General features: G+C 68.9%; 24 protein-coding genes. 10 read left to right on the forward strand and 14 right to left on the reverse strand.

The window, feature by feature from the left end; genetic code table 11:
• From H4F99_RS00950 to H4F99_RS00975, 6 genes are all read left to right on the forward strand, one after another.
• Nucleotides 1-234 carry a hypothetical protein gene (locus H4F99_RS00950; protein WP_182667838.1) on the forward strand — a complete coding sequence of 78 codons (234 nt, stop codon included), beginning with the start codon at nt 1-3 and terminating at the stop codon, nt 232-234.
• A 79-nt stretch (nt 235-313) separates the two neighbouring features.
• Nucleotides 314-1,042 (forward strand): ABC transporter ATP-binding protein, encoded by a 729-nt coding sequence (locus H4F99_RS00955; RefSeq protein ID WP_182667839.1) that lies wholly within the window; start codon nt 314-316, stop codon nt 1,040-1,042.
• Between the two features lie 10 nt (nt 1,043-1,052).
• The gene (locus H4F99_RS00960) at nt 1,053-2,378 is read left to right on the forward strand and encodes an ABC transporter permease (protein ID WP_182667840.1); all 1,326 of its coding nucleotides are present in this window, start codon (nt 1,053-1,055) and stop codon (nt 2,376-2,378) included.
• An 8-nt stretch (nt 2,379-2,386) separates the two neighbouring features.
• Entirely contained in the window at nt 2,387-3,604 is a 1,218-nt protein-coding gene (locus H4F99_RS00965) for an ABC transporter permease (RefSeq protein WP_182667841.1), read from the forward strand.
• 57 nt (nt 3,605-3,661) lie between these two features.
• Complete coding sequence (locus tag H4F99_RS00970; protein ID WP_182667842.1) at nt 3,662-4,993, forward strand: sigma-54-dependent transcriptional regulator; 1,332 nt, start codon at nt 3,662-3,664, stop codon at nt 4,991-4,993.
• 1 nt (nt 4,994) lies between these two features.
• On the forward strand, nt 4,995-6,323 hold the full coding sequence (locus H4F99_RS00975; protein ID WP_182667843.1) for a sensor histidine kinase: 1,329 nt from the start codon (nt 4,995-4,997) through the stop codon (nt 6,321-6,323).
• Nucleotides 6,324-6,344: 21 nt separating this feature from the next.
• On the opposite strand, the gene glmU is transcribed toward H4F99_RS00975, so the two are convergent.
• The gene (glmU, locus tag H4F99_RS00980) at nt 6,345-7,709 is read right to left on the reverse strand and encodes a bifunctional UDP-N-acetylglucosamine diphosphorylase/glucosamine-1-phosphate N-acetyltransferase GlmU (protein WP_182667844.1); all 1,365 of its coding nucleotides are present in this window, start codon (nt 7,707-7,709) and stop codon (nt 6,345-6,347) included.
• Between the two features lie 128 nt (nt 7,710-7,837).
• On the opposite strand from glmU, the gene H4F99_RS00985 reads away from it, so the two are divergent.
• The gene (locus H4F99_RS00985) at nt 7,838-9,820 is read left to right on the forward strand and encodes a hypothetical protein (protein WP_182667845.1); all 1,983 of its coding nucleotides are present in this window, start codon (nt 7,838-7,840) and stop codon (nt 9,818-9,820) included.
• The gene (locus tag H4F99_RS00990) at nt 9,817-10,200 is read left to right on the forward strand and encodes a GtrA family protein (protein WP_182667846.1); all 384 of its coding nucleotides are present in this window, start codon (nt 9,817-9,819) and stop codon (nt 10,198-10,200) included. Before H4F99_RS00985 ends, H4F99_RS00990 begins: the two co-directional genes overlap by 4 nt.
• Before the next feature lie 59 nt (nt 10,201-10,259).
• Here the strand turns inward: H4F99_RS00990 and H4F99_RS00995 are convergent, their stop codons facing one another.
• The 9 genes from H4F99_RS00995 to H4F99_RS01035 form a co-directional block, all read right to left on the reverse strand.
• Nucleotides 10,260-10,685, reverse strand: coding sequence for a F0F1 ATP synthase subunit epsilon (locus H4F99_RS00995; protein WP_182667847.1), 426 nt, complete (start codon nt 10,683-10,685; stop codon nt 10,260-10,262).
• A gap of 72 nt (nt 10,686-10,757) precedes the next feature.
• On the reverse strand, nt 10,758-12,179 hold the full coding sequence (atpD, locus tag H4F99_RS01000; RefSeq protein ID WP_182667848.1) for a F0F1 ATP synthase subunit beta: 1,422 nt from the start codon (nt 12,177-12,179) through the stop codon (nt 10,758-10,760).
• 67 nt (nt 12,180-12,246) lie between these two features.
• Nucleotides 12,247-13,110, reverse strand: a complete 864-nt coding sequence (gene atpG / locus H4F99_RS01005; RefSeq protein ID WP_182667849.1) for a F0F1 ATP synthase subunit gamma — start codon at nt 13,108-13,110, stop codon at nt 12,247-12,249.
• Between the two features lie 73 nt (nt 13,111-13,183).
• A complete protein-coding gene (gene atpA / locus H4F99_RS01010; RefSeq protein WP_182667850.1) occupies nt 13,184-14,734 on the reverse strand; it encodes a F0F1 ATP synthase subunit alpha in 1,551 nt (516 codons plus the stop codon).
• 48 nt (nt 14,735-14,782) lie between these two features.
• On the reverse strand, nt 14,783-15,310 hold the full coding sequence (locus H4F99_RS01015) for a F0F1 ATP synthase subunit delta (RefSeq protein ID WP_182667851.1): 528 nt from the start codon (nt 15,308-15,310) through the stop codon (nt 14,783-14,785).
• A gap of 14 nt (nt 15,311-15,324) precedes the next feature.
• Nucleotides 15,325-15,795, reverse strand: a complete 471-nt coding sequence (locus tag H4F99_RS01020) for a F0F1 ATP synthase subunit B (RefSeq protein ID WP_182667852.1) — start codon at nt 15,793-15,795, stop codon at nt 15,325-15,327.
• A 107-nt stretch (nt 15,796-15,902) separates the two neighbouring features.
• Nucleotides 15,903-16,199, reverse strand: a complete 297-nt coding sequence (gene atpE / locus H4F99_RS01025) for a F0F1 ATP synthase subunit C (RefSeq protein ID WP_182667853.1) — start codon at nt 16,197-16,199, stop codon at nt 15,903-15,905.
• 72 nt (nt 16,200-16,271) lie between these two features.
• A complete protein-coding gene (atpB, locus tag H4F99_RS01030) occupies nt 16,272-17,069 on the reverse strand; it encodes a F0F1 ATP synthase subunit A (protein ID WP_182667854.1) in 798 nt (265 codons plus the stop codon).
• A gap of 33 nt (nt 17,070-17,102) precedes the next feature.
• On the reverse strand, nt 17,103-17,483 hold the full coding sequence (locus H4F99_RS01035; RefSeq protein WP_343064114.1) for a hypothetical protein: 381 nt from the start codon (nt 17,481-17,483) through the stop codon (nt 17,103-17,105).
• Between the two features lie 198 nt (nt 17,484-17,681).
• Between H4F99_RS01035 and H4F99_RS01040 the strand changes: the two genes are divergently transcribed.
• A complete protein-coding gene (locus tag H4F99_RS01040; RefSeq protein ID WP_182667855.1) occupies nt 17,682-17,897 on the forward strand; it encodes a DUF2061 domain-containing protein in 216 nt (71 codons plus the stop codon).
• Between the two features lie 139 nt (nt 17,898-18,036).
• Here H4F99_RS01040 and lpdA read toward each other — a convergent pair whose 3' ends face one another.
• Genes lpdA through aceF form a run of 4 tightly spaced genes read right to left on the reverse strand, consistent with a single transcriptional unit; the run spans nt 18,037 to nt 23,026 of the window.
• Nucleotides 18,037-19,857, reverse strand: a complete 1,821-nt coding sequence (gene lpdA, locus H4F99_RS01045) for a dihydrolipoyl dehydrogenase (protein WP_182667856.1) — start codon at nt 19,855-19,857, stop codon at nt 18,037-18,039.
• Nucleotides 19,858-19,886: 29 nt separating this feature from the next.
• The gene (locus tag H4F99_RS01050; RefSeq protein WP_182667857.1) at nt 19,887-21,026 is read right to left on the reverse strand and encodes a mechanosensitive ion channel family protein; all 1,140 of its coding nucleotides are present in this window, start codon (nt 21,024-21,026) and stop codon (nt 19,887-19,889) included.
• A gap of 3 nt (nt 21,027-21,029) precedes the next feature.
• The gene (locus tag H4F99_RS01055) at nt 21,030-21,638 is read right to left on the reverse strand and encodes a hypothetical protein (protein ID WP_182667858.1); all 609 of its coding nucleotides are present in this window, start codon (nt 21,636-21,638) and stop codon (nt 21,030-21,032) included.
• A gap of 38 nt (nt 21,639-21,676) precedes the next feature.
• On the reverse strand, nt 21,677-23,026 hold the full coding sequence (gene aceF, locus H4F99_RS01060) for a dihydrolipoyllysine-residue acetyltransferase (RefSeq protein ID WP_246371178.1): 1,350 nt from the start codon (nt 23,024-23,026) through the stop codon (nt 21,677-21,679).
• A gap of 312 nt (nt 23,027-23,338) precedes the next feature.
• Between aceF and H4F99_RS01065 the strand changes: the two genes are divergently transcribed.
• Nucleotides 23,339-23,986 carry an OmpW/AlkL family protein gene (locus H4F99_RS01065; protein WP_182667860.1) on the forward strand — a complete coding sequence of 216 codons (648 nt, stop codon included), beginning with the start codon at nt 23,339-23,341 and terminating at the stop codon, nt 23,984-23,986.
• The last annotated feature ends 78 nt before the right edge of the window (nt 23,987-24,064 follow it).

Genomic DNA, 24,064 nt, shown 5'->3' on the forward strand with positions numbered 1-24,064 from the left:
ATGATCCCCCGCATCGATGCCCACGCGGCGTTCCCGTTCGGCCTCCACTGGGACGCCGACCAGCTCGCCGCCGCCATGCCCACCCGCCTGCGCCTGGTCGACACCCTGGGCGAGGTCTGCAGCCTCGCCGACCTGGTGCAGCCCGCCGCCAACCGGGCGGTCTCGTTCCGGCGCCACGCGCGCGCCGGCTACGCGACCGCCAGCACCCTGCCCGAGCGATTCCGCATCCGTTGAGCCGCCGGGGCGCGATGCCCCTCCCCCGACACCGCCTCGCGCCCCGGCGCACCGCCCCTTGAATCCGTTGGAGCCCGCCATGTTGCACATGCAAGCCGTCACCAAGGTCTACCGCACCGAACTCGTCGAAACCCACGCCCTGCGTTCGCTGGACCTGCACGTGAAGGACGGCGAGTTCGTCGCGGTCACCGGGCCGTCGGGCTCCGGCAAGACCACCTTCCTCAACATCGCCGGCCTGCTGGAGACCTTCACCGGCGGCACCTACCTGCTCGACGGCGAGGACGTCAGCCACCTGTCCGATGACGCCCGCAGCAAGCTGCGAAACCGGAAGATCGGCTTCATCTTCCAGAGCTTCAACCTGATCCCGGACCTCAACCTGTTCGACAACGCCGACGTGCCGCTGCGCTACCGCGGCATGCCCGCCGCCGAGCGCCGCGAGCGCATCGAGAAGGCGCTGGCCGACGTCGGCCTGGGCTCGCGCATGAAGCACTACCCGGCCGAACTGTCGGGCGGCCAGCAGCAACGCGCGGCGATCGCCCGGGCGCTGGCCGGCAGCCCGCGCCTGCTGCTCGCCGACGAACCCACCGGCAACCTCGACTCGCAGATGGCGCGCGGGGTGATGGAGCTGCTGGAGGAGATCAACGCCGCCGGCACCACCATCGTGATGGTGACCCACGACCCCGAGCTGGCCGCCCGCGCGCAGCGCAACGTGCACATCGTCGACGGCATGGCCACCGACGTGTCGGTCGAGCCGAGCCTGGCGCGGGTCGCCCGCGCGGCCCGCGACGAAGCCGCCAGCAACGCCTGAGGGCACTGCCATGTTCGCCTACTACCTCGACCTCGCCCTGCGCAGCTTCAGGCGCAACAAGGTGCTGACCGCGCTGATGGTGCTTGCCATCGCGCTCGGCATCGGCGCCAGCATGACCACGCTGACGGTGTTCCACGTGCTGTCCGGCGATCCGATCCCGGAGAAGAGCGACCGGCTCTTCTACGTGCAGATGGACGCCGAATCGATCGGCGGCTACCAGCCGGGCGAGGAGCCGCAGCAGCAGATGACGCGCTTCGACGCCGAGCACCTGCTGCGCGATGGCAAGGGCGACCGCCAGGCCTTCATGAGCGGCATGGGCACGGTGATCGAACCTTCGAAGCCCGGCCTCGACCCCATGCAGCAGGACGGCCGCATGACCACCGCGGACTTCTTCCCGATGTTCAACGTGCCCTTCGCCTACGGCAACGGCTGGAGCAGCGCCGACGACGAGGCACGGGCGCGGGTGGTGGTGCTCGACAGCGCGCTCAACGAGAAGCTGTTCGACGGCGAGGACAGCGTCGGCCGCAGCGTGCGCCTGGACGGCAATGACTTCACCGTGGTCGGCGTGCTCGCACCGTGGAAGATGCAGCCGCGCTTCTACGACGTCACCCAGGGCCGGTTCAACGACGACGAGCAGCTGTACGTGCCGTTCTGGACCGCGATCGACCTGAAGTTCGGCCGCAACGGCAACATGAACTGCTGGTCGACGCCAAGCGCGCTCGAGGACCAGGACCCCGACCCGGAGGGCCAGGTCGGCGTCAACGCGTCCTGCGCGTGGCTGCAGTACTGGGTGGAGATGGACCCGGACCGCGCCGGCGAGTACCGCCAGTACCTGTCCAACTACTCGGACCAGCAGCGCGAGGGGGGCCGTTTCGAGCGTCCGACCAACGTGCGCCTGCGCAACGTGATGGACTGGCTGGACCACAACGGCATCGTGCCGGCGGACGTGCGCCTGCAGGTCTGGCTGGCGTTCGGCTTCCTCGCGGTCTGCCTGCTCAACACGGTCGGCCTGCTGTTGGCGAAGTTCCTGCGCCGTTCCAGCGAGATCGGCGTGCGCCGGGCGCTGGGCGCGTCGCGCAGGGCGATCTTCGCGCAGTGCCTGGTCGAGGCCGGCGTGGTCGGCCTGGCCGGTGGCGTGCTCGGCCTCGGCCTGGCCCTGCTCGGCCTGTGGGCCGTGCGCCAGCAGCCGGTGGACTACGCGCCGCTGGCCCAGCTCGACCCGGTGATGCTGCTGACGACCTTCGCGCTGGCGATCGCGGCGAGCGTCGCCGCCGGCCTGCTGCCCGCCTGGCGCGCCTGCCAGGTCACCCCCGCCATCCAGCTCAAGAGCCAGTGAGGCCCGCCATGGACATCATGCCGATTCTCTCCACCCTGCGCCGCCACAAGACCGCGGCCGCCCTGATCGTGCTGGAGATCGCCCTGAGCTGCGCGATCATCTGCAATGCGGTGTTCCTGATCAACCAGCGCGTGTCGCGCATGGACCGCCCCAGCGGACTGGCCGAGAACGAACTCGTCGTGCTCCGCTACAGCGGCATCGGCCGCGACGACAACGCACAGGCCAGCGCGCGCGAGGACCTGGCGGCCCTGCGCGCGATTCCCGGCGTCGAGGCGGTGACGCGCGTCAACCAGATCCCCTTCAGCAACAGCTCGTGGAACTCGGGCATCCAGCTGTCGCCGGACCAGCAGGATTCCACCGCGAACGCGACGGTGTACCTCGGCGACGAAGGCCTGCTCGATACCCTCGGCGTCGGCCTGGAGCAGGGGCGTTACTTCAATTCCGACGAGTACGTCGATTACGAGGCGCTGCAGGAGCCGGGCGCCGAGCTCGCCATCCCCGCCATCGTCATCACCCGCGACCTCGCCGACGCGCTGTTCCCCGACGGCGACGCACTCGGCAAGTCGGTGTACTCCTGGAGCGAGGAGCCGAGCCGCATCGTCGGCATCATCGAGCCGCTGATCCGGCCGAACGATGAAGGCGGCCCGGCGGCGCACTACATGACGATGGTCCTGCCGATCCGCTTCCCCTTCGGCAATACGGTCATCCGCACCAGTCCCGAGCGCCGGACCGACGTGATCGAGGCCGCCAAGGCGAAGATGGAAGCGGTCAACCCGCGCCGGGTGCTGACGATGGACACGACCTTCGACGAGATCAAGGCGAACTACTACCGCGCCGACCGTTCGATGGTGTGGCTGCTGGTCTCGGTGTGCGTGGCCCTGCTGGTGGTGACCGCGCTGGGCATCGTGGGGCTGGCGAGCTTCTGGGTGCAGCAGCGCACCAAGCAGATCGGCGTTCGACGAGCGCTGGGCGCAACGCGCGGCCAGGTGCTGCGCTACTTCCAGACCGAGAACTTCCTGTTGGCGACGTTCGGCATCGTGATCGGCATGATGGGTGCCTACGGCATCAACCAGCTGCTGATGAGCCACTACGAGCTCGCACGCCTGCCGGCGCTGTACCTGCCCGTCGGCGCGGTGGCGCTATGGCTGCTCGGGCAGGTCGCCGTGTACGGCCCCGCCCGGCGCGCCGCATCGGTGCCGCCGGCGGTGGCGACCCGCAGCGTATGATCGTCCCCGGCGCAGGCCGACCCGCCTGCGCCGGTTCAACCGCCACCACGAGCCGCCATGCCCACGATCCTCGTCATCGACGACAACCCGGCCGTCGCCACGGCGCTGGACACGCTGTTCTCGCTCCACGACATCGATACGCGGACCGCCGAGTCCCCGGAAGCCGGACTCGTGCAGCTGGCCGCGGGCGACATCGACCTCGTGGTGCAGGACATGAACTTCCACGCCGACACCACCTCCGGTGACGAAGGGGTGGCGCTGTTCCATGCGATCCGCGAACGCCACCCCGACCTGCCGGTGGTGCTGCTCACCGCGTGGACGCACCTGGAATCGGCGGTCGAACTGGTGCGTGCCGGCGCCGCGGACTACCTGGGCAAGCCCTGGGACGACCTGAAGCTGATGGCCACGGTCAACAACCTGCTGGAACTGTCGGAGACCCGCCGCGAGCTGGCCCGCCACCGCCACAGCGAGAAGCGCCGGCGCGACGTGCTGGCCGGCTTCGACCTGCGCGGCATCGTGCACGCGGACCCGGCCAGCGACGCGGCGCTGTCGCTCGCCTGCCAGGTCGCGCGCTCGGACCTGCCGGTGCTGGTCACCGGCCCGAATGGCGCCGGCAAGGAGAAGTTCGCCGAGATCGTGCATGCCAACTCGCCGGTGCGCGACGGGCCTTTCGTCGCGCTCAATTGCGGCGCGATCCCGGGCGAACTGATCGAGGCCGAACTGTTCGGTGCGGACGCAGGCGCGTACACCGGAGCCAGCCGTGCGCGCGAGGGCAAGTTCGAGGCGGCCGATGGCGGCACGCTGTTCCTCGACGAGATCGGCACCCTGCCGCCGGCCGGCCAGGTCAAGCTGCTGCGCGTGCTCGAGACCGGCCGTTTCGAACGGCTCGGCAGCAACCGCGAGCGCAGCGTCAAGGTGCGGGTGGTCAGCGCGACCAATGCCGACCTGCCCGCGATGATCCGCAGCGGCGAGTTCCGCGAGGACCTCTATTACCGGCTCAACGGCATCGAAGTGAAGGTGCCGCCGCTGGCGGAGCGGAGCGACGACATCCTGCCGCTGGCGCGCCACTTCCTGCCCGCGGGCAAGTCGCTGGCGCCCGACGCCGAGCGGGCGCTGCTCGCGCACCCCTGGCCGGGCAACGTGCGCGAGCTGCGCAATACCCTGCAGCGGGGCGCCCTGCTCTCGCGCGGCGAGGTGATCGTGGCGTCGGACCTCGGGCTGGTCGCGCCCGCGACACCCCCCGGTGCCACCGACGAACCGGACCGCGACGCGATCGAGGCCGCACTGGCCCGCCACAACGGCGTGATGGCGCAGGCCGCGAACGAACTCGGCCTCTCGCGACAGGCCCTGTACCGTCGCCTCGACCGGCTGGGCATCACCCGCGACTGACATGCTGGACTGGCGCCGACTGCCGCTGAGCGTCGTCTACACCGCCATCGCTTTGGCCTACATGATGGTGGCCGCGGCGCTTGCGGCCTGGCTGGACACCTTCCTGCCGCATCGCTGGATGTCGGTGCTGCTGGCCTGCGGCCTGTTGCTCCCGCTGCTCGCGTACCACGTGCGCCGTGCGTTCGCACCGATGCACTCGCTGTTCCGCGCGCTGGCCGGCACGGTCGCCAGCTACCGTGACGGCGACTACGCGTTCGGCCTCAACTGGAAAGGCAAGGGCGAGCTCGGGCGACTGGTCGATGCGCACAACCGGCTCGGCGAGGCCCTGCGCGAGCAGCGCCAGGCCCTGGTCCAGCGCGAGCTGCTGCTCGACACCATGGTGCAGAACACGCCGGTGGCGATGTTGCTGGTCGACCCGTCGGACCACATCGTCCACGGCAACCTGGCGGCACGGAAGATGCTCGGCCACGGGCATCGCCTGGAAGGCCAGGCGTTCGCCGACATCGTTGCGCAGGCGCCGGACGCCATGCGCGAGGCGCTGGACCGTGGCGGTGACGGGATGTTCACCGTCGGCGACGAGAGTGGCAGCGACGACGGCAACGAGGACATCTACCACCTGTCGCGGCGGCGGTTCCGCCTCAACGGACGCCTGCACGAGCTGGTCATGCTGCGGCTGTTGACCGCCGAACTGCGCCGGCAGGAAGTGCAGACCTGGAAGAAGGTGATCCGCGTGATCAGCCACGAGTTGAACAACTCGCTGGCGCCGATCGCCTCGCTGGCGCACTCCAGTGCGGAGCTGCTGCGTCGCGGCCAGCACGAACGCCTGCCGACCGCGCTGTCGACCATCGAGGACCGCGCGCGCCACCTGGAGGGCTTCATCCGCGACTACGCGCGCTTCGCCAAGCTGCCGGCGCCGCGCCTGCAGCCGATCGAGTGGACCCGCTTCGTGGCGCAGTTGCGCGAGCAGGTCGAGTTCAGGGCCGACGGGGTCCAGATCGGTACGACGGCACGCTTCGACACGGCCCAGGTCGAACAGTGCCTGATCAATCTGCTGAAGAACGCGCACGAGTCCGGATCGCCGGCCGACGCGGTGACCCTGTCACTGCGGCGCCTGCCGGATGCCTGGCGCATCGACGTGCTCGACCGTGGCACCGGCATGAACGAGGCGGTGCTGGCCAATGCCCTGCTGCCGTTCTACTCGACCAAGCGGAACGGCACCGGGCTGGGCCTGGCGCTTGCCCGCGAGATCGCCGAAGCGCACGGCGGGCGGATCGCCCTGCTCAATCGCGAGGGCGGCGGCTTGTGCGTGAGCATGGTCCTGCCGGGCTGAGGCCCCGGGACCTGCCAGGACTTACTTCTTCACCGGCCGCTGCCAGCCGTCGATGGTGCTCTGGCGCGCACGCGCCACGGTCAGCTGGCCCGCCGGCGCGGTGCGCGTGACCACCGATCCCGCCGCCACGGTAGCGTCTGCACCGATTTCCACCGGTGCCACCAGCGAACTGTTGGAGCCTATGAAAGCGCCGTCGCCGATGACGGTCTTCGACTTGTTCACGCCGTCGTAGTTGCAGGTGATGGTGCCTGCGCCGATGTTGACGCCCGCGCCCACCGTGCTGTCGCCGAGGTAGGTCAGGTGGTTGGCCTTGCTGCCGACCCCGAGCACCGTGTTCTTGGTCTCGACGAAATTGCCGATGCGCGCGCCGTCGGCGAGCACCGTGCCCGGGCGCAGGCGCGCATAGGGGCCGATGGCCACCGCGCCCTCCGCGACCGCGCCCTCGAGGTCGCAATGGGCGTGGACCACGCTCCCCGCGGCCAGGCGCACGTCCTTCAGGCGGCAGAACGGCCCGACCCGGACCCCATCGCCCAGTTCGACGCGGCCTTCGAACACCACGTCGACGTCGATCTCGACGTCGTGGCCGACCACCACCTCGCCGCGGATGTCGCAGCGCGCCGGATCGGCCAGCCGCGCACCGTCCACGCACAGCGCGCGCGCCGCGCGTAGCTGGAACGCGCGCTCGAGCTGGGACAGCTGCCAGGGGTCGTTCGCGCCCTCCACTTCGACCGGCTGTTCGACGTGGACGATCTCCGCGGCGTTGTACTCGTCCGCCGCGGCGGTGAACACATCGGTCAGGTAATACTCGCCCTGCGTGTTGTCGTTGCCAAGGTGGTCGAGCCAGCGCCGCAGGGGCTCGCCGTCGGCGACCAGGATGCCGGTGTTGACGGTGCGGATCTCGCGCTCTTCGTCGTCGGCGTCCTTGTGTTCGACGATGCGCGCGACGTTGCCCTCGGCATCGCGGACGATGCGGCCATAGCCGGTGGGGTCATCCAGGTCGGCCACCAGGACCGCCAGCCGGCCCGGCGCGGCGAGCAGGTGCCGCAGCGTCTCCGCTCGGATCAGCGGGACATCGCCATAGAGGATGAGCACGCGTGCATCGGTCGGCACGCCGGGCATCGCCTGCTGCACGGCATGGCCGGTGCCGAGCCGCTCGGCCTGCTCGGCCCAGGACAGATCGGCCTGGCCTTCGAAGGCATCGCGTACCTGTTCGCCCCCGTGGCCGTACACCACGTGGATGCCGGCAGGCGAGAGCGCCCGCGCGGTGTCGATCACATGCCCCAGCATCGGCTTGCCGGCGATCTTCTGCAGGACCTTGGGCGTGGCGGACTTCATGCGCTTGCCCTCGCCCGCGGCGAGGATGACGACGTGCAAGGGGGCGCTCATCGGGACTCCGTGTTCGACGTGTTTCGGACTGGCCCGCATTCTAGCCGGGGGCGCCCTGCTATGCTCCGGCGATGCCCCGAGCTCCCGACGCGTCCCCCGGCGCGCCCGTCGTACCCCGCCCTTCGCCTTTGGAGAGACTGGCCCCGGCGCTGGTCGTCGCGGGCCTGCTCGCGTGCGCGGCCGGCCTCCTGTTCGAGCGGACGTGGGCCGTGCTCCCGGTGGGTCGGTTCGGCGAATCGCTGTTGCTGATGGGCCTCGTCGCCCTGCTGGCGTGGCCGCTGGTGCGCCTGCGCGACTGGCGATGGGCGGATGCGATGGCGCTGGCCTGGGGCGTGCTCCTGGCGTGGCTTGGCGGCGTCGCGGGCCTGCTCGGCGCGGGCGTGCTGTGCGCCGGGGCATGCGCGCTCGGCAGCCTGCTCCCGGGCGCGGGACGACCGCTGCCGGCGCTGCTCTGCGGCCTGGCCATGCTGGCGACGCTTGCAGGCGTGTCCCTGGCCTGGCCCATCCACCACCCATGGACCTGGGGACCGCTCCTGGTCGGGCTCGCGGCCTGGCGCTGGCGCGCACTTCGCACCCTGGCCCAGATGGCCCGGACCGAATGGCACGAGGCCGTCGGTACGGCGCCGCGCGCCGCCGCATGGACGGTGGCGCTGCTCGGGCTTGCATCGTCGGCCTGTTGGCCACCGACCCTGCAGGCCGACGACCTCGCCTACCACCTGGGCCTGCCGTGGCAGCTCACGGTCAACGGCCGCTACGCGATGGACGTGCGGGACCAGGTCTGGTCGCTGGCCCCATGGGCGAGCGACGTCCTGCACGGCATCGCCCAGCTGCTGACCGGGCAGGAGGCGCGCGGGGCCGTCAATGCCGCGTGGCTGCTGGCCACCGCGGCCGGGCTGTGGCGCATCGGAGCGCACCTCGGACTCGAGGGCCGGGCACGGTGGGGCGTGCTCGCCCTGTTCGCGAGCCTGCCGCTGACCGCCGGGCTGCTCGGAGGCATGCAGACCGAGACCGCGGCGACCGCGGTGACGGTGGGACTGGTCGCCTGGCTGCTCGAACCCGGCCCGATCCGCGGACGCGCCTGGGGGGTCGGCCTGCTGGTCGGCCTGCTGTTCGCACTGAAGCCCCTGCACGGGCTGGCCATTCTCCCCGTCCTTGCCTGGGCCGGGTGGCGGCGCCGTGGCCAGCCACTGGCCGTGGTGCCGATGGCAGGCGCCATCGGGCTCGCGCTGGTGGTGGCCGCACCGAGTTACCTGCAGTCGTGGTGGCACACCGGCAATCCGGTGCTGCCCCTGTTCAACCATGTGTTCCAGTCCCCCTGGTTCCAGACGGCACCCTTCGACGATCCGCGCTGGCACGCCGGCGGCGGGCTTGCATTGCCCTGGCGGATCACCTTCGACACTTCGGCCTATCTCGAAGGCTGGGACGGTGGCGCCGGTTTCGTGCTGGTGGCCCTGGGCGGCGCGTGGCTGCTCGCGCTCGTCCAGGCGCGGACCCGCGGGCTGGCCATCGCGGCCAGCCTGGTCCTGCTGTTGCCCCTTCTGGGCATCGACTACGTGCGCTACATGCACCCGGGCATGGTGCTGCTGCTCCCGGTGCTTGTCGCCGTCCTCCAGCCCGCGCTGGCGCCACGCCTGCTCGCGTGCGTGCTGGTTGCGGTCTGTGGGCTCAACCTGGCGTATGTCGCCAACTCGAACTGGCTGCTGCACGTGGGCGCGCCCAAGCGGATGCTTGCGGCCGCGGGCCGTGATGCACCCTTGTTCGCCCGTTACGCGCCCGAACGCTCGGTGGCGCGGCAGTGGCGCTCGGAAGGACATGCCGGCGAGGTCCTGCTGATGACACGCCCCGCCCATGCGGAATACGCCGGACAGGGCCATAGTCCGGCATGGTACTCGCCCGCATGGATGGCGATTGCCGACGACGCGAACCGGGATGCCAGCGGCATGCACTGGCAGGCGGTGTTGCGGCGGCACGGCATCCGGGAGGTAGTGCTCGATACAGAGAACGGCGATCAGGCCCTGCGCGCCGCGCTTGCGTCCATGGGCGCCGAGCGGGCACCGCTGGACGGCGACGCCGAGTGGTGGCGCTTGCCGGCGACGGACGCGCCGCAATGACCCTCGTCCGCCAGAGCCGCCACTACCTCGCGATCGGCCTGCTGCAGTGGCTGCTCGACTGGGCGGTGATGGTCGCACTGAGCCACGGCGGCCTTTCGGTGGAGGTGGCCAACGTCTGCGGGCGCATCTCCGGCGCGATGCTGGGCTTCTGGCTCAATGGGCGCATCACGTTCGCCGGCGATGACACGTATGTCGGCCGACGACCGCTCGCCCGGTTCCTCGTCATGTGGACCTGCACGACACTGGTCAGCACCCTGGCGATGGGCGCGATCGACGATCACCTGGGCCTGCGGTGGGCGTGGATGGCCAAGCCCGCGGTCGAACTCGCGCTGGGCCTGGTCGGCTTCGTGGTGTCGCGCCACTGGGTCTACCGCCGCTAGCCGGGAACGAAAAACGCCGGCACGGGGCCGGCGTTCGATCGGATGCAGGGCGTTGCGCCTCAGTGCTTCATGTTCTTGCGCAGGCGCTCCAGTGCCTGCAGCTGGGCCATCGCCTCGGCCAGCTTCATCTGCGCCTCGGCGATCTCCATCTGCTCGCCGCGACCGGCCAGGATGCGCTCGGCCTCGTCCTTGGCGGCACGCACGGCCGCTTCGTCGATGTCCTCGGCGCGCACGGCGGTGTCGGCCAGCACGGTCACGACCTGCGGCTGCACCTCGAGGATGCCGCCGGAAATCGCGAAGTCCAGCTGCTCGCCACCCGGCAGGGTGACGACGACCTTGCCCGGCTTCAGGCGGGTGATCAGCGGTGCGTGCTTCGGCGCGATGCCCAGCTCGCCCATCTCGCCGGTGGCGACGACCAGCTCGGCGTCGCCGTGGAAGATCTCATGCTCGGCGCTGACGATGTCGCAACGGATCGTGGATGCCATGGCTCGTGTCCTGGATTCATTGGCCCGGCGTCATGCGGCCGGGCCGGTCGTTCGGGAAGGGTCGCCCGGCGATCAGCCGGTGATCTTCTTGGCCTTCTCGACGGCCTCGTCGATGGTGCCGACCATGTAGAACGCCTGCTCCGGCAGGTGGTCGTATTCGCCGTCGACGATGCCCTTGAAGCCGCGGATGGTGTCCTTCAGCGACACGTACTTGCCCGGCGCGCCGGTGAAGACTTCGGCGACGTGGAACGGCTGGCTGAAGAAGCGCTCGATCTTGCGCGCGCGCGACACGGCCTGCTTGTCCTCTTCCGACAGCTCGTCCATGCCCAGGATCGCGATGATGTCCTTCAGCTCCTTGTACTTCTGCAGGGTCTGCTGGACGCGCTGGGCGGTGTCGTAGTGCTCGTGGCCGATGACGTTCGGGTCCATCTGGCGGCTGGTCGAGTCCAGCGGGTCCACCGCCGGGTAGATACCCAGCGACGCGATCGAGCGCGACAGGGTCACGGTCGAGTCCAGGTGGGCGAAGGTGGTCGCCGGCGACGGGTCGGTCAGGTCGTCCGCGGGGACGTAGACGGCCTGGATCGAGGTGATCGAACCGGTCTTCGTCGAGGTGATGCGCTCCTGCAGGACGCCCATTTCCTCGGCCAAGGTCGGCTGGTAGCCCACCGCCGACGGCATGCGGCCGAGCAGCGCGGACACCTCGGTACCGGCCAGGGTATAGCGATAGATGTTGTCGACGAACAGCAGCACGTCCTTGCCCTTGCCGCTGGCGTCCTTCTCGTCGCGGAAGTACTCGGCCATGGTCAGGCCGGTCAGCGCGACGCGCAGGCGGTTGCCCGGCGGCTCGTTCATCTGGCCGTAGACCATCGCGACCTTCGAGTCCTTCGGGCTGTCGACGTTGACCACGCCCGACTCGATCATCTCGTGGTAGAAGTCGTTGCCCTCGCGGGTACGCTCACCCACGCCGGCGAACACCGACAGGCCCGAGTGCGCCTTCGCGATGTTGTTGATCAGCTCCATCATGTTGACGGTCTTGCCGACGCCGGCGCCGCCGAACAGGCCGACCTTGCCGCCCTTCGCGAAGGGGCACATCAGGTCGATGACCTTGATGCCGGTTTCCAGCAGCTCGGTGGCCGAGGCCTGCTCGTCGAAGCTCGGCGCGCTGCGGTGGATTTCCCACGCGTCGCTGGCGTCGACCGGGCCGGCCTCGTCGATCGGGTTGCCCAGCACGTCCATGATGCGGCCCAGCGTGCCGGCGCCGACCGGCACCGCGATGGCCTTGCCGGTGTTGGTCGCGACCAGGTTGCGCTTCAGGCCGTCGGTGGAACCCAGGGCGATCGTGCGGACGACGCCGTCACCGAGCTGCTGCTGGACTTCCAGCGTGATCGCGGTGTTCTCGACCTTCAGCGCGTCGTACACCTTCGGCACTTCGGTGCGCGGGAACTCGACGTCGACGACGGCGCCGATGATCTGAACGATCTTGCCCTGACTCATGGTGGTTTCCTCGTAACTTCAAGCTTGCGTGCGGTCGCGACCTGCGCCCGCGGGGATTGGGTGGGGCTCAGACCGCGGCGGCGCCGCCGACGATTTCCGAGATTTCCTGGGTGATCGCCGCCTGGCGGGCCTTGTTGTAGACCAGCTGCAGGGTGTCGATCAGCTTGCTGGCGTTGTCCGATGCCGCCTTCATCGCGACCATGCGCGCGGCATGCTCGGACGCGACGTTCTCGAGCACCGCCTGGTACACCAGCGACTCGACGTAGCGGGTCAGGATCGTGTCGAGCACGTCCTGCGCGCTGGGCTCGTAGATGTAGTCCCAGTCGTGCTTCGCGACCGACTCCTCGGACTTCGGCAGCGGCAGCAGCTGGTCGAAGGTGGCGCGCTGCACCATCGTGTTGACGAAATCGTTGTAGCAGACGAACACGCGGTCGAGCTGGCCGTCGCTGTAACCGTCGAGCATCACCTTGATGACGCCCAGCAGTTGCTCCAGCTTCGGCTCGTCGCCCAGGTGGGTGACCGAACCGACCATGTTGACCTTCAGGCGGCGGAAGTAGACCGAGGCCTTCTGGCCGATGGTCACCACGTCGATCTCGACGCCCTTCTCCTGCCACTCGCGGAATTCGCCGAGCAGCTTGCGGAACATGTTGTTGTTCAGGCCACCGGCCAGGCCACGGTCCGAGGACACGATGATGTAGCCGACGCGCTTGATCTCGTTGCGGTCCTGCAGGAACGGATGCTGGTAGTCGCTGTTCGCCTGGGCCAGGTGGCCGATGACCTGTTTCATCACGCGCGCGTACGGACGCGAGGCGCGCATGCGATCCTGCGCCTTCCTGATCTTGGAAGCCGAGACCATCTCGAGCGCGCGCGTCACCTTGCGGGTGTTCTGCACGCTCTTGATCTTGGTTTTGATTTCGCGTCCGCCTGCCATCTGCTGCTCGCTTCGGTCGTTCTTGCAACGGTGGGACGGGCCCAGCCCTCACGGGCCGGCCCGCCTTCGGGCCTTACCAGGTGCCGGTCTTCTTGAACTCTTCGATGCCGGCCTTGAACTGGCCTTCGATCTCGTCGTTCCAGTTGCCGGTCGAGTTCACCTGGCCGACCAGGTCGCCGCGGGTGTTGGTGAAGTGCGCGTGCAGGCCGTCCTCGAAGGCACCGATCTTGTTGACCGGCACGTCGTCCAGGTAGCCCTCGTTCACGGCGTAGATCGACAGCGCCTGCATGGCGATCGACATCGGCGCGTACTGGCGCTGCTTCATCAACTCGGTGACGCGCTGGCCGCGCTCGAGCTGCTTGCGGGTGGCTTCGTCCAGGTCCGAGGCGAACTGCGCGAACGCCGCCAGCTCACGGTACTGGGCGAGCGAGATACGGATGCCGCCCGACAGCTTCTTGACGATCTTGGTCTGGGCCGCGCCGCCGACGCGCGACACCGAGATGCCGGCGTTCACGGCCGGGCGGATGCCGGCATTGAACAGGTCGGTCTCGAGGAAGATCTGGCCGTCGGTGATCGAGATCACGTTGGTCGGCACGAACGCCGAGACGTCACCAGCCTGCGTCTCGATGATCGGCAGCGCGGTCAGCGAACCGGTCTGGCCCTTGATCTCGCCGTTGGTGAACTTCTCGACGTAGTCGGCCGAGACGCGCGCGGCGCGCTCGAGCAGGCGGCTGTGCAGGTAGAACACGTCGCCCGGGTAGGCTTCACGGCCCGGCGGGCGCTTCAGCAGCAGCGAGATCTGGCGGTAGGCCACGGCCTGCTTGGACAGGTCGTCGTACACGATCAGCGCGTCTTCGCCGCGGTCCATGAAGAACTCGCCCATGGTGCAGCCGGCGTAGGCCGAGATGTACTGCATGGCGGCCGACTCGGAGGCGGTCGCGGCGACCACGATGGTGTGGTCCAGCGCGCCGTTCTCTTCGAGCTTGCGCACCACGTTCGCGACCGAGCTGGCCTTCTGGCCGATCGCGACGTAGATGCACTTGATGCCGGTACCCTTCTGGTTGATGATCGCGTCGATCGCCAGTGCGGTCTTGCCGGTCTGGCGGTCGCCGATCACCAGCTCGCGCTGGCCACGGCCGATCGGGATCATCGAGTCGACCGACTTGTAACCGGTCTGCACCGGCTGGTCGACCGACTTGCGCCAGATCACGCCCGGCGCCACGCGCTCGACCGGCGCGGTCAGGCTGGCGGCGATCGGGCCCTTGCCGTCGATCGGCTCGCCCAGCGCGTTCACGACGCGGCCGAGCAGCTCGCGGCCGACCGGCACTTCGAGGATGCGGCCGGTGGTCTTGGCCACGTCGCCTTCGCGCAGGTGCTCGTAGTCACCCAGGACCACGGCGCCGACCGAGTCGCGCTCCAGGTTCAGCGCCAGGGCAAAGGTGTTGCCGGGCAGTTCGATCATCTCGCCCTGCATGACGTCGGCCAGACCGTAGATGCGCACGATGCCGTCGGACACCGAGGTGACGGTGCCTTCGTTGCGCGCCTCGGCGGTCAGCTTGACCTGGTCGATGCGGGTCTTGATCAGTTCGCTGATTTCGGACGGGTTGAGCTGGGTGGTTGCCATGGGTGCTTCCCTTGATCCGGCCAGGGCCGGGTGTGCATTTGAATTCGGTTACTGGGCGAGCTGCGTCTGCAGGCGCGCGAGTTTGCCCTTCAGCGAGCCATCGATGACCACGTCGCCGGCGTCGATCACCGCACCGCCCAACAGGCTCTCGTCGACCGCGGTGCTGATCTCGACCTCGCGACCGAAGCGGCGCGCCAGCGCGGCCTTGATCGATTCGAGTTCGGCGGCCGGGAGCTCGGCGGCGGCGGTGACCCGCGCCTTGACCACGCGGTCGGCGTCGGCGCGCAGCTCTTCGTACAGGCCGGCGATCTCGGGCAGCAGGGCCGCGCGATGGTTGTCGACCAGCAGGGCAAGGAAGCGCTTGAACGTGTCACCGGCACCCTCGGGTGCCAGCAGGGCGACGGCTTCGGCCTCGCCCAGTTGCGGGTGGCCGAGCAGCGCATGCGCCTGGGGGTCCGCGGCGACGCGGGCGGCGAACGCCAGCGCCTGCGACCAACCAGCGCTGTCGCCGGCCTCGCGGGCCAGCGAGAACGCCGCGCGGGCGTAGGGACGGGCGAGGGTCAGGGCCTGGGTCATCGCGCGCTCCGGCCTCAGATCTCGGCGGCGAGTTCGTCGAGCAGCGCCTTGTGGGCGCTGGCATCGATCTCGCGGCGGATCAGCTTCTCGGCACCGCTGACGGCCAGCACGGAGACCTGCTTGCGCAGCTCCTCGCGGGCACGGTTGGTCGCGGCGAGAATCTGTTCGTCGGCCAGCGTCTTCTGGCGCGCGGCCTCGGTCAGGGCCTCGTCACGGGCCTGGTCGATGATCTGGTTGGCACGCTGGTGCGCCTGCTCGATGATCTCGTTGGCCTTGGTGCGGGCGTCGCGCAGTTCGGCGTCGACCTTCTCCTGGGCCTGGGCCAGCGTCTGCTGGCTCATGTCCGCGGCGGCAAGGCCTTCGGCGATCTTCTTCTGGCGCTCCTCGATGGCGCTGAGCAGCGGCGGCCAGATCTTGGTCGCAATGATCCAGATCAGGCCCGCGAAGGCCAGCGCCTGGGCAAACAGGGTCAGGTTGATGTTCATACGTAAGGCTCTGCCAGGGGGTGACGGGCGGGCGGCCGGAAGCGCGCCGGCCCTTCATCCGCGTGACGGGCGGCCAGGGCCACCCGCCACGACGCGCGATCGCTTGCTCAGCCGGCGTACTTCGCGGCTTCGGTCAGCAGCGCGGACGCCATCGGGTTGGCGAAGGCCAGCAGCAGGCCGACGGCGACGCTGATGATGAACGCGGCGTCGATCAGGCCGGCGGTGATGAACATGCGGACCTGCAGGACCGGGATCAGCTCCGGCTGGCGCGCGGCCGACTCAAGGAACTTGCCGGCCATGATCGCCAGGCCGAGACCGGCACCCAGGGCGGCCAGGCCGATCATGATGCCGACGGCCAGCGCGGTGGACGACTGGACCTGGGCGAGGTGGGCAAGAATTTCCATGGTTTTCTCCGAACGTAAGTGGTGTTGCAAAGGATGGAAGGGTGAAGCGGTGTTTCGAATGGGGGACCGCGGTCAGTGCGCGTCTTCCGACAGGCTCAGGTACACGATCGACAGCATCATGAAGATGAAGGCCTGCAGCGGGATCACCAGCAGGTGGAACAGCATCCAGCCGAGGCCGAACGCGCCGCCGGCCAGCGCCCCGATGATGCCGGCGCCGCCGAGCACCCAGATCAGCAGGAACACGATCTCGCCGCCGAACATGTTGCCGAACAGTCGCATCGCCAGCGAGATCGGCTTGCTCAGCCACTCGACGATGTTGAGGATCAGGTTGAACGGCATCATCCACTTGCCGAACGGGGCGGTCAGGAATTCCTTGGTGAAGCCGCCGAAGCCCTTCGCGCGGATCGCGAAGAACAGCATCAGGAAGAACACGCTGATCGACATGCCGAGGGTCGCGTTGACGTCGGCGGTCGGGACCGGCTTCCAGTAATGCACGCCCATCAGTTCGAGCGGCTTGGCGATGAAGTCTGCCGGGATCATCTTCAGCAGGTTCATCATCAGGATCCAGAAGAACAGGGTGATCGCGATGGGCGTCACCAGCTTGCTCGGACCGTGGTAGGTGTCGCGCGCCTGCTTGTCGACGAATTCCAGGCAGATCTCGACGAAGGCCTGCCACTTGCCCGGCACGCCCGGGGTCGCCTTGCGGGTCGCCGCCCAGAACGCGAACACGATCACCAGCCCCATCAGGACCGCGGTGACCAGGGTGTCCACGTGCAGGGTCCAGAACGTGCCTTCGCCCACCGAAGCCGTGAGGTTCTGCAGGTGGTGCTGGATGTAGCCGGTGGGTGTCAGTTCAGCCTCGCCCGCCATGTGTCCTGGATCCTGAAAGTTGGGGAATTTGATTCAACGCCGGGTCATGGCGTACATCTGCACGCCAAGGCCGAGGACCAGCCCAAGCAGCAGCGGCAGCGGCGGCAGGCGCCAGACCACCAGGCCCGACAACAGCACCGCGCCGACGACGACCCACTTGGCCAGCGCGCCGATGAACCAGCGCACCAGGACCGAAGCCGCGGGCTGCACGCCACCGCCGACCATCAGTCGCGCGGAGACGATGCCGCCCAGGAGCACGGCCACCCCGCCCAGCAGTGCCGATGTGGCGTGCGCAACCCCCTGGAGCAGGAAGAGCAGCGCCAGTATCGCTGCCGCTCCTGCCTGCCAGGCGAGCGTTCTGCGCGCCAGGCGTTGGCCTGCTTTCAGGGGATCGTACACGCGGGACTCGATCACGATGGACAAAACCGCCCGGGTGAGCCGCGAGAGTATAGGCTGCAATGTCCCCACGGGCAACCGGGACAAGTCCCGGCCGTAAGGAGTGATGCGCCTCGCGGCGATTGACGCGGCCTATGTGAACACGCGGAAGAATCGATGGGATTTCACCCGTCATCGCCTCATAATGAGAATCATTACTATTTGAGGGCGGGCGACATGACGAAGACCTTCAGCTTCGCGGCCGTGCATTTCAGCGTGGCATTCGCCGTGGGTTACCTGATGACCGGCAGTATCTGGGTCGGCGGCGCGATGGCGCTGGTGGAGCCTGCCTGCAATACGGTGGCGTTCCACTTCCACGAAAAGGTCTGGTCGCGCATCGAGCGCCGGCGCCGGCTGCGGACGGCGGCACGGGACGGCCTCCTCGCCGGCTGAAGAAGGCCTCCGGCATCCACGGCACCACGCGTGCGGAACCTTTCCGTGGCCGGCGGGTCCCAGCTTGCGGTGCCGCCCTCTCCTCGTCTTGGCGCGGGACCCCTGGAAGCCCCGGCCATGCCGGGGCTTCTTCGTGGGCTTACTTCTTCCGCTTCGGGATGTACAGGTCGGTGATGGTGCCCTCGTAGACCTCGGCGGCCATCGCCACGCTCTCGCCCAGCGTCGGGTGCGGGTGCACGGTGTGGCCGATGTCGCCCGCCTCGCAACCCATCTCGATCGCCAGCGCCAGTTCGGAGATCAGGTCACCGGCATGCACGCCGACGATGCCGGCACCGATGATGCGATGGGTCGCCTCGTCGAAGATGAGCTTGGTCGTGCCTTCGGTACGGCCGATGCCGATGGCGCGACCGCTGGCCGCCCACGGGAACTTGCCGACGCCGACTTTCAGCCCCTTCGCCTTGGCTTCGGTCTCGGTGACGCCCACCCAGGCGATCTCCGGATCGGTGTAGGCGACCGACGGGATCACCCGCGCGACCCATTCCTTCTTCTCGCCCGCGGCGACTTCTGCAGCGAGCTTGCCCTCGTGCGTGGCCTTGTGCGCGAGCATCGGCTGGCCGACCAGGTCGCCGATGGCGAAGATGTGCGGCACGTTGGTGCGCATCTGCCGGTCGACCGGGATGAAGCCGCGCTCGGTCACCTGCACGCCGGCCTTGTCGGCATCGAGCTTGCCGCCGTTCGGCGCGCGGCCGACCGCCACCAGCACGCGGTCCCAGGTACCGGATTCGAGCGCCGGCTTCTGGCCTTCGTCGGCGCTCTCGAAGTGCACGGTGATGCCCTTCTTGCCGGCCTCGACCTTCGCGGCCTTCGTCTTCAGGTGGACGCTGACGCCCTGCCTCTTCAGCCGGTCCGCGAGCGGCTTGACCAGGTCCTTGTCGGCCCCCGGCATGAGCTGGTCCATGAACTCGACCACGGTGACTTCGGCGCCCAGCGCGCGGTAGACCGTGGCCATCTCCAGGCCGATGATGCCGCCGCCCACGACCAGCAGCGACTTCGGCACGTCGGCGAGTTCCAGCGCGTCGGTCGAGTCCATCACGCGCGGGTCGTCCCACGGGAAGTTCGGCAGCTTCACCGCCTGCGAGCCCGCGGCGATGATGCACTGCTCGAAGCGCAGCACCTGCGTCGCGCCATCGGCACCGGCGATCTCCATTTCATTCGGCGACAGGAACCGGCCGACGCCCTGCACCACCCGCACCTTGCGCTGCTTGGCCATGCCGGCCAGGCCGCCGGTGAGCCGGTCGACGACCTTCTCCTGCTTGAACGTCCGCAGCGTGTCGATGTCGATCTTCGGCTTGCCGAAGCTGATGCCGATCTCGGCCGAGTGCGCGGTTTCCTCGATCAGCGCGGCGGCGTGCAGCAATGCCTTCGAGGGGATGCAACCCACGTTGAGGCAGACGCCGCCCAGGCTCGGGTAGCGCTCGACCAGCACGGTATCGAGGTCGAGGTCGGCGGCGCGGAATGCGGCGGTGTAGCCACCGGGGCCGGAGCCGAGCACGACGATGCGGCATTCGATGTCGGCCTTGCGGCCACTGGCGCCGGCCGCCGTCGGCGCCGGCGACGTTGCCGAAGCCGCCGGGGCGGGCGCGGGGGCTGGGGCCGCGGCAGGCGCGGGCGCGGAGGCGCCACTGGACGCCGACGCAGGCGCTGCGGCGTCACGACCCCCTTCGGCCTCGAGGATGGCGATGACATCGCCTTCGGAGACCTCGTCGCCCACCTTGATCTTCAGCTCTTTGACCACGCCTGCGGAGGGCGAGGGCACTTCCATCGTCGCCTTGTCGGACTCAAGCGTGACCAGCCCCTGGTCGGCGCTTACGGTGTCACCCACCGCCACCAGCAACTCGATGACGGGGACACCGTCGTAGTCGCCGATGTCGGGAACCTTTACTTCGATCTCGTTTGCCATTGCGGGGGCTCTCCAGTCAGGCGCGCGTGTCAGCGTTCGCGCGCGTCGTCGTTTTCTGTATCCGTTTCGCGCTCGACAGGTTCGGGCGCATCGGCACCGCCCCCCTGTTGAACGTCCAGCGTGGCGTCGTTGGATGCAAGCGCCGCGCGCTCGTCGTGCTCCAGCTGCGGGGTGTCCTCATCCACCGCCTCGCAGCCGGCTTCGTTGCGCCTGAAGGCAGCCAGGGCGGTCTCGTCCCGTACGCCGAAGGCACTGCGCAGGTGCAGGTCCCGTTGCGGGAACGGGATTTCGATACCGTGACGCGCCAGCGCCGACTCGAGCGCCCACAGATAGGCGGCCTTGACCGCGGACGGACGCTTGGTGGCCTCGGCGGTCAGCCATGGCACCAAAGCGAAGTTCAGGCTGCTGTCGCCGAATTCCATCAACCACACCTGCGGCTTGCGGGGTCCGTCCATCTCCAGCGTGAACGGCACCTCCGCCGCAGCCTCGAGTGCCGCTTTCTTCACCAGCTCCTTGTCGGTGCCGTAGGCGACCCCGAACGGCACGCGGATCCGGCGGGACACGTCGCGATAGGTCCAGTTGACGACACGCCCGCTGACGAACTCCGAGTTCGGCACCAGGATGTCGATGTTGTCGTTGGTGACGATGCGCGTCGCCCGGATCTGGATGGCATGGACCTCGCCATGCACCCCCGACTCGAGTTCGACGAAATCGCCGACCTTGAGCGAACGGTCGAACAGCAGGATCAGCCCGGAGACGAAGTTGTTGAAGATCGCCTGCAGGCCGAAGCCCAGGCCCACGCCCAGCGCGCCGGCGAACAGGGTGAACTTCGCCATCGGGATGCCGACCAGTTCCAGCGCGACCAGCAGGCCGACCGCGATCAGTACGTAATGGACGACACGCGAGAGGGTGTACAGCGATGCGCGGCTCGCCGTGGGCTGGCGTTCGCCATAGCGGGTCAGTGCGCGTCGCAACAGCGCGGACACCACGATGGCGACCAGCAGCGCGACAATGCCGGCCAGCACCCCGCCAACGGTGATGTCGAAACCCGAGAAGTGCAGCAGGGTGTAGTCGAGGGCCGACTGAAGCCCTTCCACGCCCTTGTCGGCGGCTTCGCGCACGGCACCGCCGGCGCGTTCGACCGTCTCGCTGGCACCGGCTGCGGACATGCCTCAGTCGGCTCCACCCGCGACCAGGCGGGCGCCGTCCATCTCGTCCAGCAGGGCCAGCACCTCCTGCCAGCGCCGCTCGCGCTTGGACGCGCTTTCGCCGACGGCTTCGACCAGCAGGTCCACCTGCTCCTCGAGCGCATCGCCTGCATCGCAATCCGGCAGGACCCCGGACACACGCATGCCATCGATCACGACCGTCCACTGCTCATCCCGGCTGAACGGCGCCGCGTGGTCGGCCGGGAGCGTGGCGAACAGGCGCTGCCAACCCGCGACCAGCCGCTCCACGACCACGTCCGGCACCGGCACCTCCTCCACGTCGGGCACCTGGTCGATGCGCAACTGGCGCTGCACGCCGTCACCGGTCCCGTTCCAGTCCATGACGCGCTCGTCGGCCTCGGCGACGCGCAGGCGCCAGCCCGCGGGCCCCTGCACCAGCGCGACCGAACTCTCGGTGCCGCGGGTCGGCAAACGGGTCAACTGCAGGCGTGGCGGAACGGGACCCGCCAACAGCGACTCCACGGCATTGCCGTAGTTTTCCGTCGCCGGTGGCCAACCGTGGCCGAAGCTTGCCTCGCAGTCCTCGGCCGCCCTCGCGGCGCCTGGCACCATGAGCCCTGCCGCAAGCAGCAGGGCGACATGCACAGCCCTCACAACAGGCCCCGGCGCAGATCACCCAGCAACGTCGCAAGGTAGGCGGCGAAGCGTGCGGCGGATGCACCATCGATCACCCGGTGGTCGTAGCTCAGCGACAGCGGCAGGACCAGGCGCGGCTGGAAGGCCTTGCCGTCCCAGACCGGCTTGATCGACGACTTGGACACGCCGAGGATCGCGACTTCAGGCGCATTGACGATCGGCGTGAACGCAGTGCCGCCGATGCCACCCAGCGAGCTGATCGAGAAACAGCCGCCGCTCATGTCCGCCGGACCCAGCTTGCCGTCGCGCGCCTTGCCCGCGAGCTCACCCATCTCCTTCGCGATCTGCATGACGCCCTTCTGGTCGCAGTCGCGGATCACCGGCACCACCAGGCCGTTCGGCGTGTCGGCGGCGAAACCGACGTGGTAGTACTTCTTCAGCACCAGGTTCTCGCCGCTGGCATCCAGCGAGGCGTTGAACTCCGGGTACTTCTGCAGGGCCGCGACCGACGCCTTCATCAGGAAGGCGAGCATGGTCAGCTTGACGCCGTTCTTCGCCCGCTCGTTCTCCTTGTTGAGGGTGACGCGCAGGTCCTCGAGGTCGGTGATGTCCGCGTCCTCGTGCTGCGTCACGTGCGGGATCATCGCCCAGTTGCGCGCGAGGTTGGCACCGGAGATCTTCTTGATGCGCGACAGCGGCTTCGTCTCGATCTCGCCGAACTTGGCGAAATCGACCTTGGGCCACGGCAGCAGGTTGAGGCCCGCGCCACCGCCGCCCGCGGCGGCGACCGGCGCGCCGCCCGCCAGCACGCCCTTGACGAATTTCTGCACGTCTTCGCGGCTGATGCGGCCACCGCGCTCGCTGCCGGCGACCTGCGACAGATCGACGCCGAGCTCGCGCGCGAACAGGCGCACGGCGGGGCTGGCATACGGCACCTTGTCGGGCATCAGCTCGTCGGCATTGAAAGCCACCGGCGGCGACTTGGGCTCGCCTGCCGTGGCGACCGGGGCGGGCGCCGGGGCGGGCTTCGCGGCTTCGGCTGCAGGCGCAGGTGCCGGGGCAGGCGCGGGGGCCGGGGCCGATTCGGCCTTGGGAGCCGCAGGCGCTTCGGCCGCGCCGCCCCCGGTCGGCTCGATCATCGCGACCACGCTGCCTTCTTTGAGCTCGTCACCGATCTTGACCTTGAGTTCGCGCACGACGCCGGCAAACGGCGCCGGCACTTCCATCGTCGCCTTGTCGGACTCCAGCGTGACCAGGCCCTGGTCCTGGCTGACCGTGTCGCCGACCGCGACCAGCAGTTCAATCACCGGCACGCCGTCGTAATCGCCGATGTCGGGGACGCGTGCTTCCTTCAAGTCAGCCATGTGGGGGCTCGCCGTAACCGTAATGGAATTGCCTATTGTGGCGACTCCCCGCGCAAGCGCCAACCGCGACCTACGTATCAGCTGAAACCTTCGCCGGCGCATGGCGCGGCTGTCCGGGGGACAACGGGTGCCGTGCATGCAGTGCCGGCTGCCTGTACCGGCTGTGAAAAGTTCAGGACGGCTTCATTCGCGGGCCGGCGCCTGTTCATGGGGACGCGACTAGCGTGAGCCCCGCCCCGTCGACCGACCTCCCCCACGTGGCGGGGCACCTCCAACAAAACCACGAGCCACCAGAGCTCAAAGGAGCCTTCGATGCGACTCAATGCCCTCCCCCTCGCCCTGATCGCCGGCCTGGCGTTCGCCCCCACCGCTTTCGCGCAGGACGCGTTCAGCACCGAGACCTCGACCGGAAAGCGATTCGCCGTAGTCGGCGGGATCGGACTGGCCGAGCCCACCGAGAACACCTGGATGGGCGATACCGATCGCTACGATCTCGATGGCAGCGACGCCGCCACGCTCAGCGCGAGCTGGTACCTCAACGACCATATGGCCGTGGAGGCCTGGGGCGCGGCCAGCACGTTCGGCCACCGTGTCAACGGTGCCGGCGGCAAGGCCGGCAGCGTCGATTCGCAGCCCTATGCGATCAGCGGCCAATATCACTTCCGCGACGCCGACGCGCTGGTGCGTCCGTTCCTGGGACTGGGTTACTACGAACAGAACTTCAACGACGAGACCGTGACCTCCACCGGCGACCTCGCCGGGCAGCGCCTGGGCGTGGAGACCGCCAAGGGCGCGATGGCCACCGCAGGCGTCGACGTGAAACTGTCGCCGAGCTGGTTCGCACGCGCCGATGTCCGCTACCTCGGCGGCGATTCGGACCTGTACCTCGATGGCCAGACGGTCGGCGAGGCCAAGGTGAACCCGGTGATCGTCGGCGTCGGACTGGGCGCCCGCTTCTGACCGCCGCGATCCCGTCTACGCCATCCGGACGCCCCGCCCCGTGCGGGGCGTCTTCGTGCAGGGCCCTGGAGGGCGTGG

It is taken from the genome of Marilutibacter penaei, from assembly GCF_014145395.1.
Lineage (GTDB): Bacteria > Pseudomonadota > Gammaproteobacteria > Xanthomonadales > Xanthomonadaceae > Marilutibacter > Marilutibacter penaei.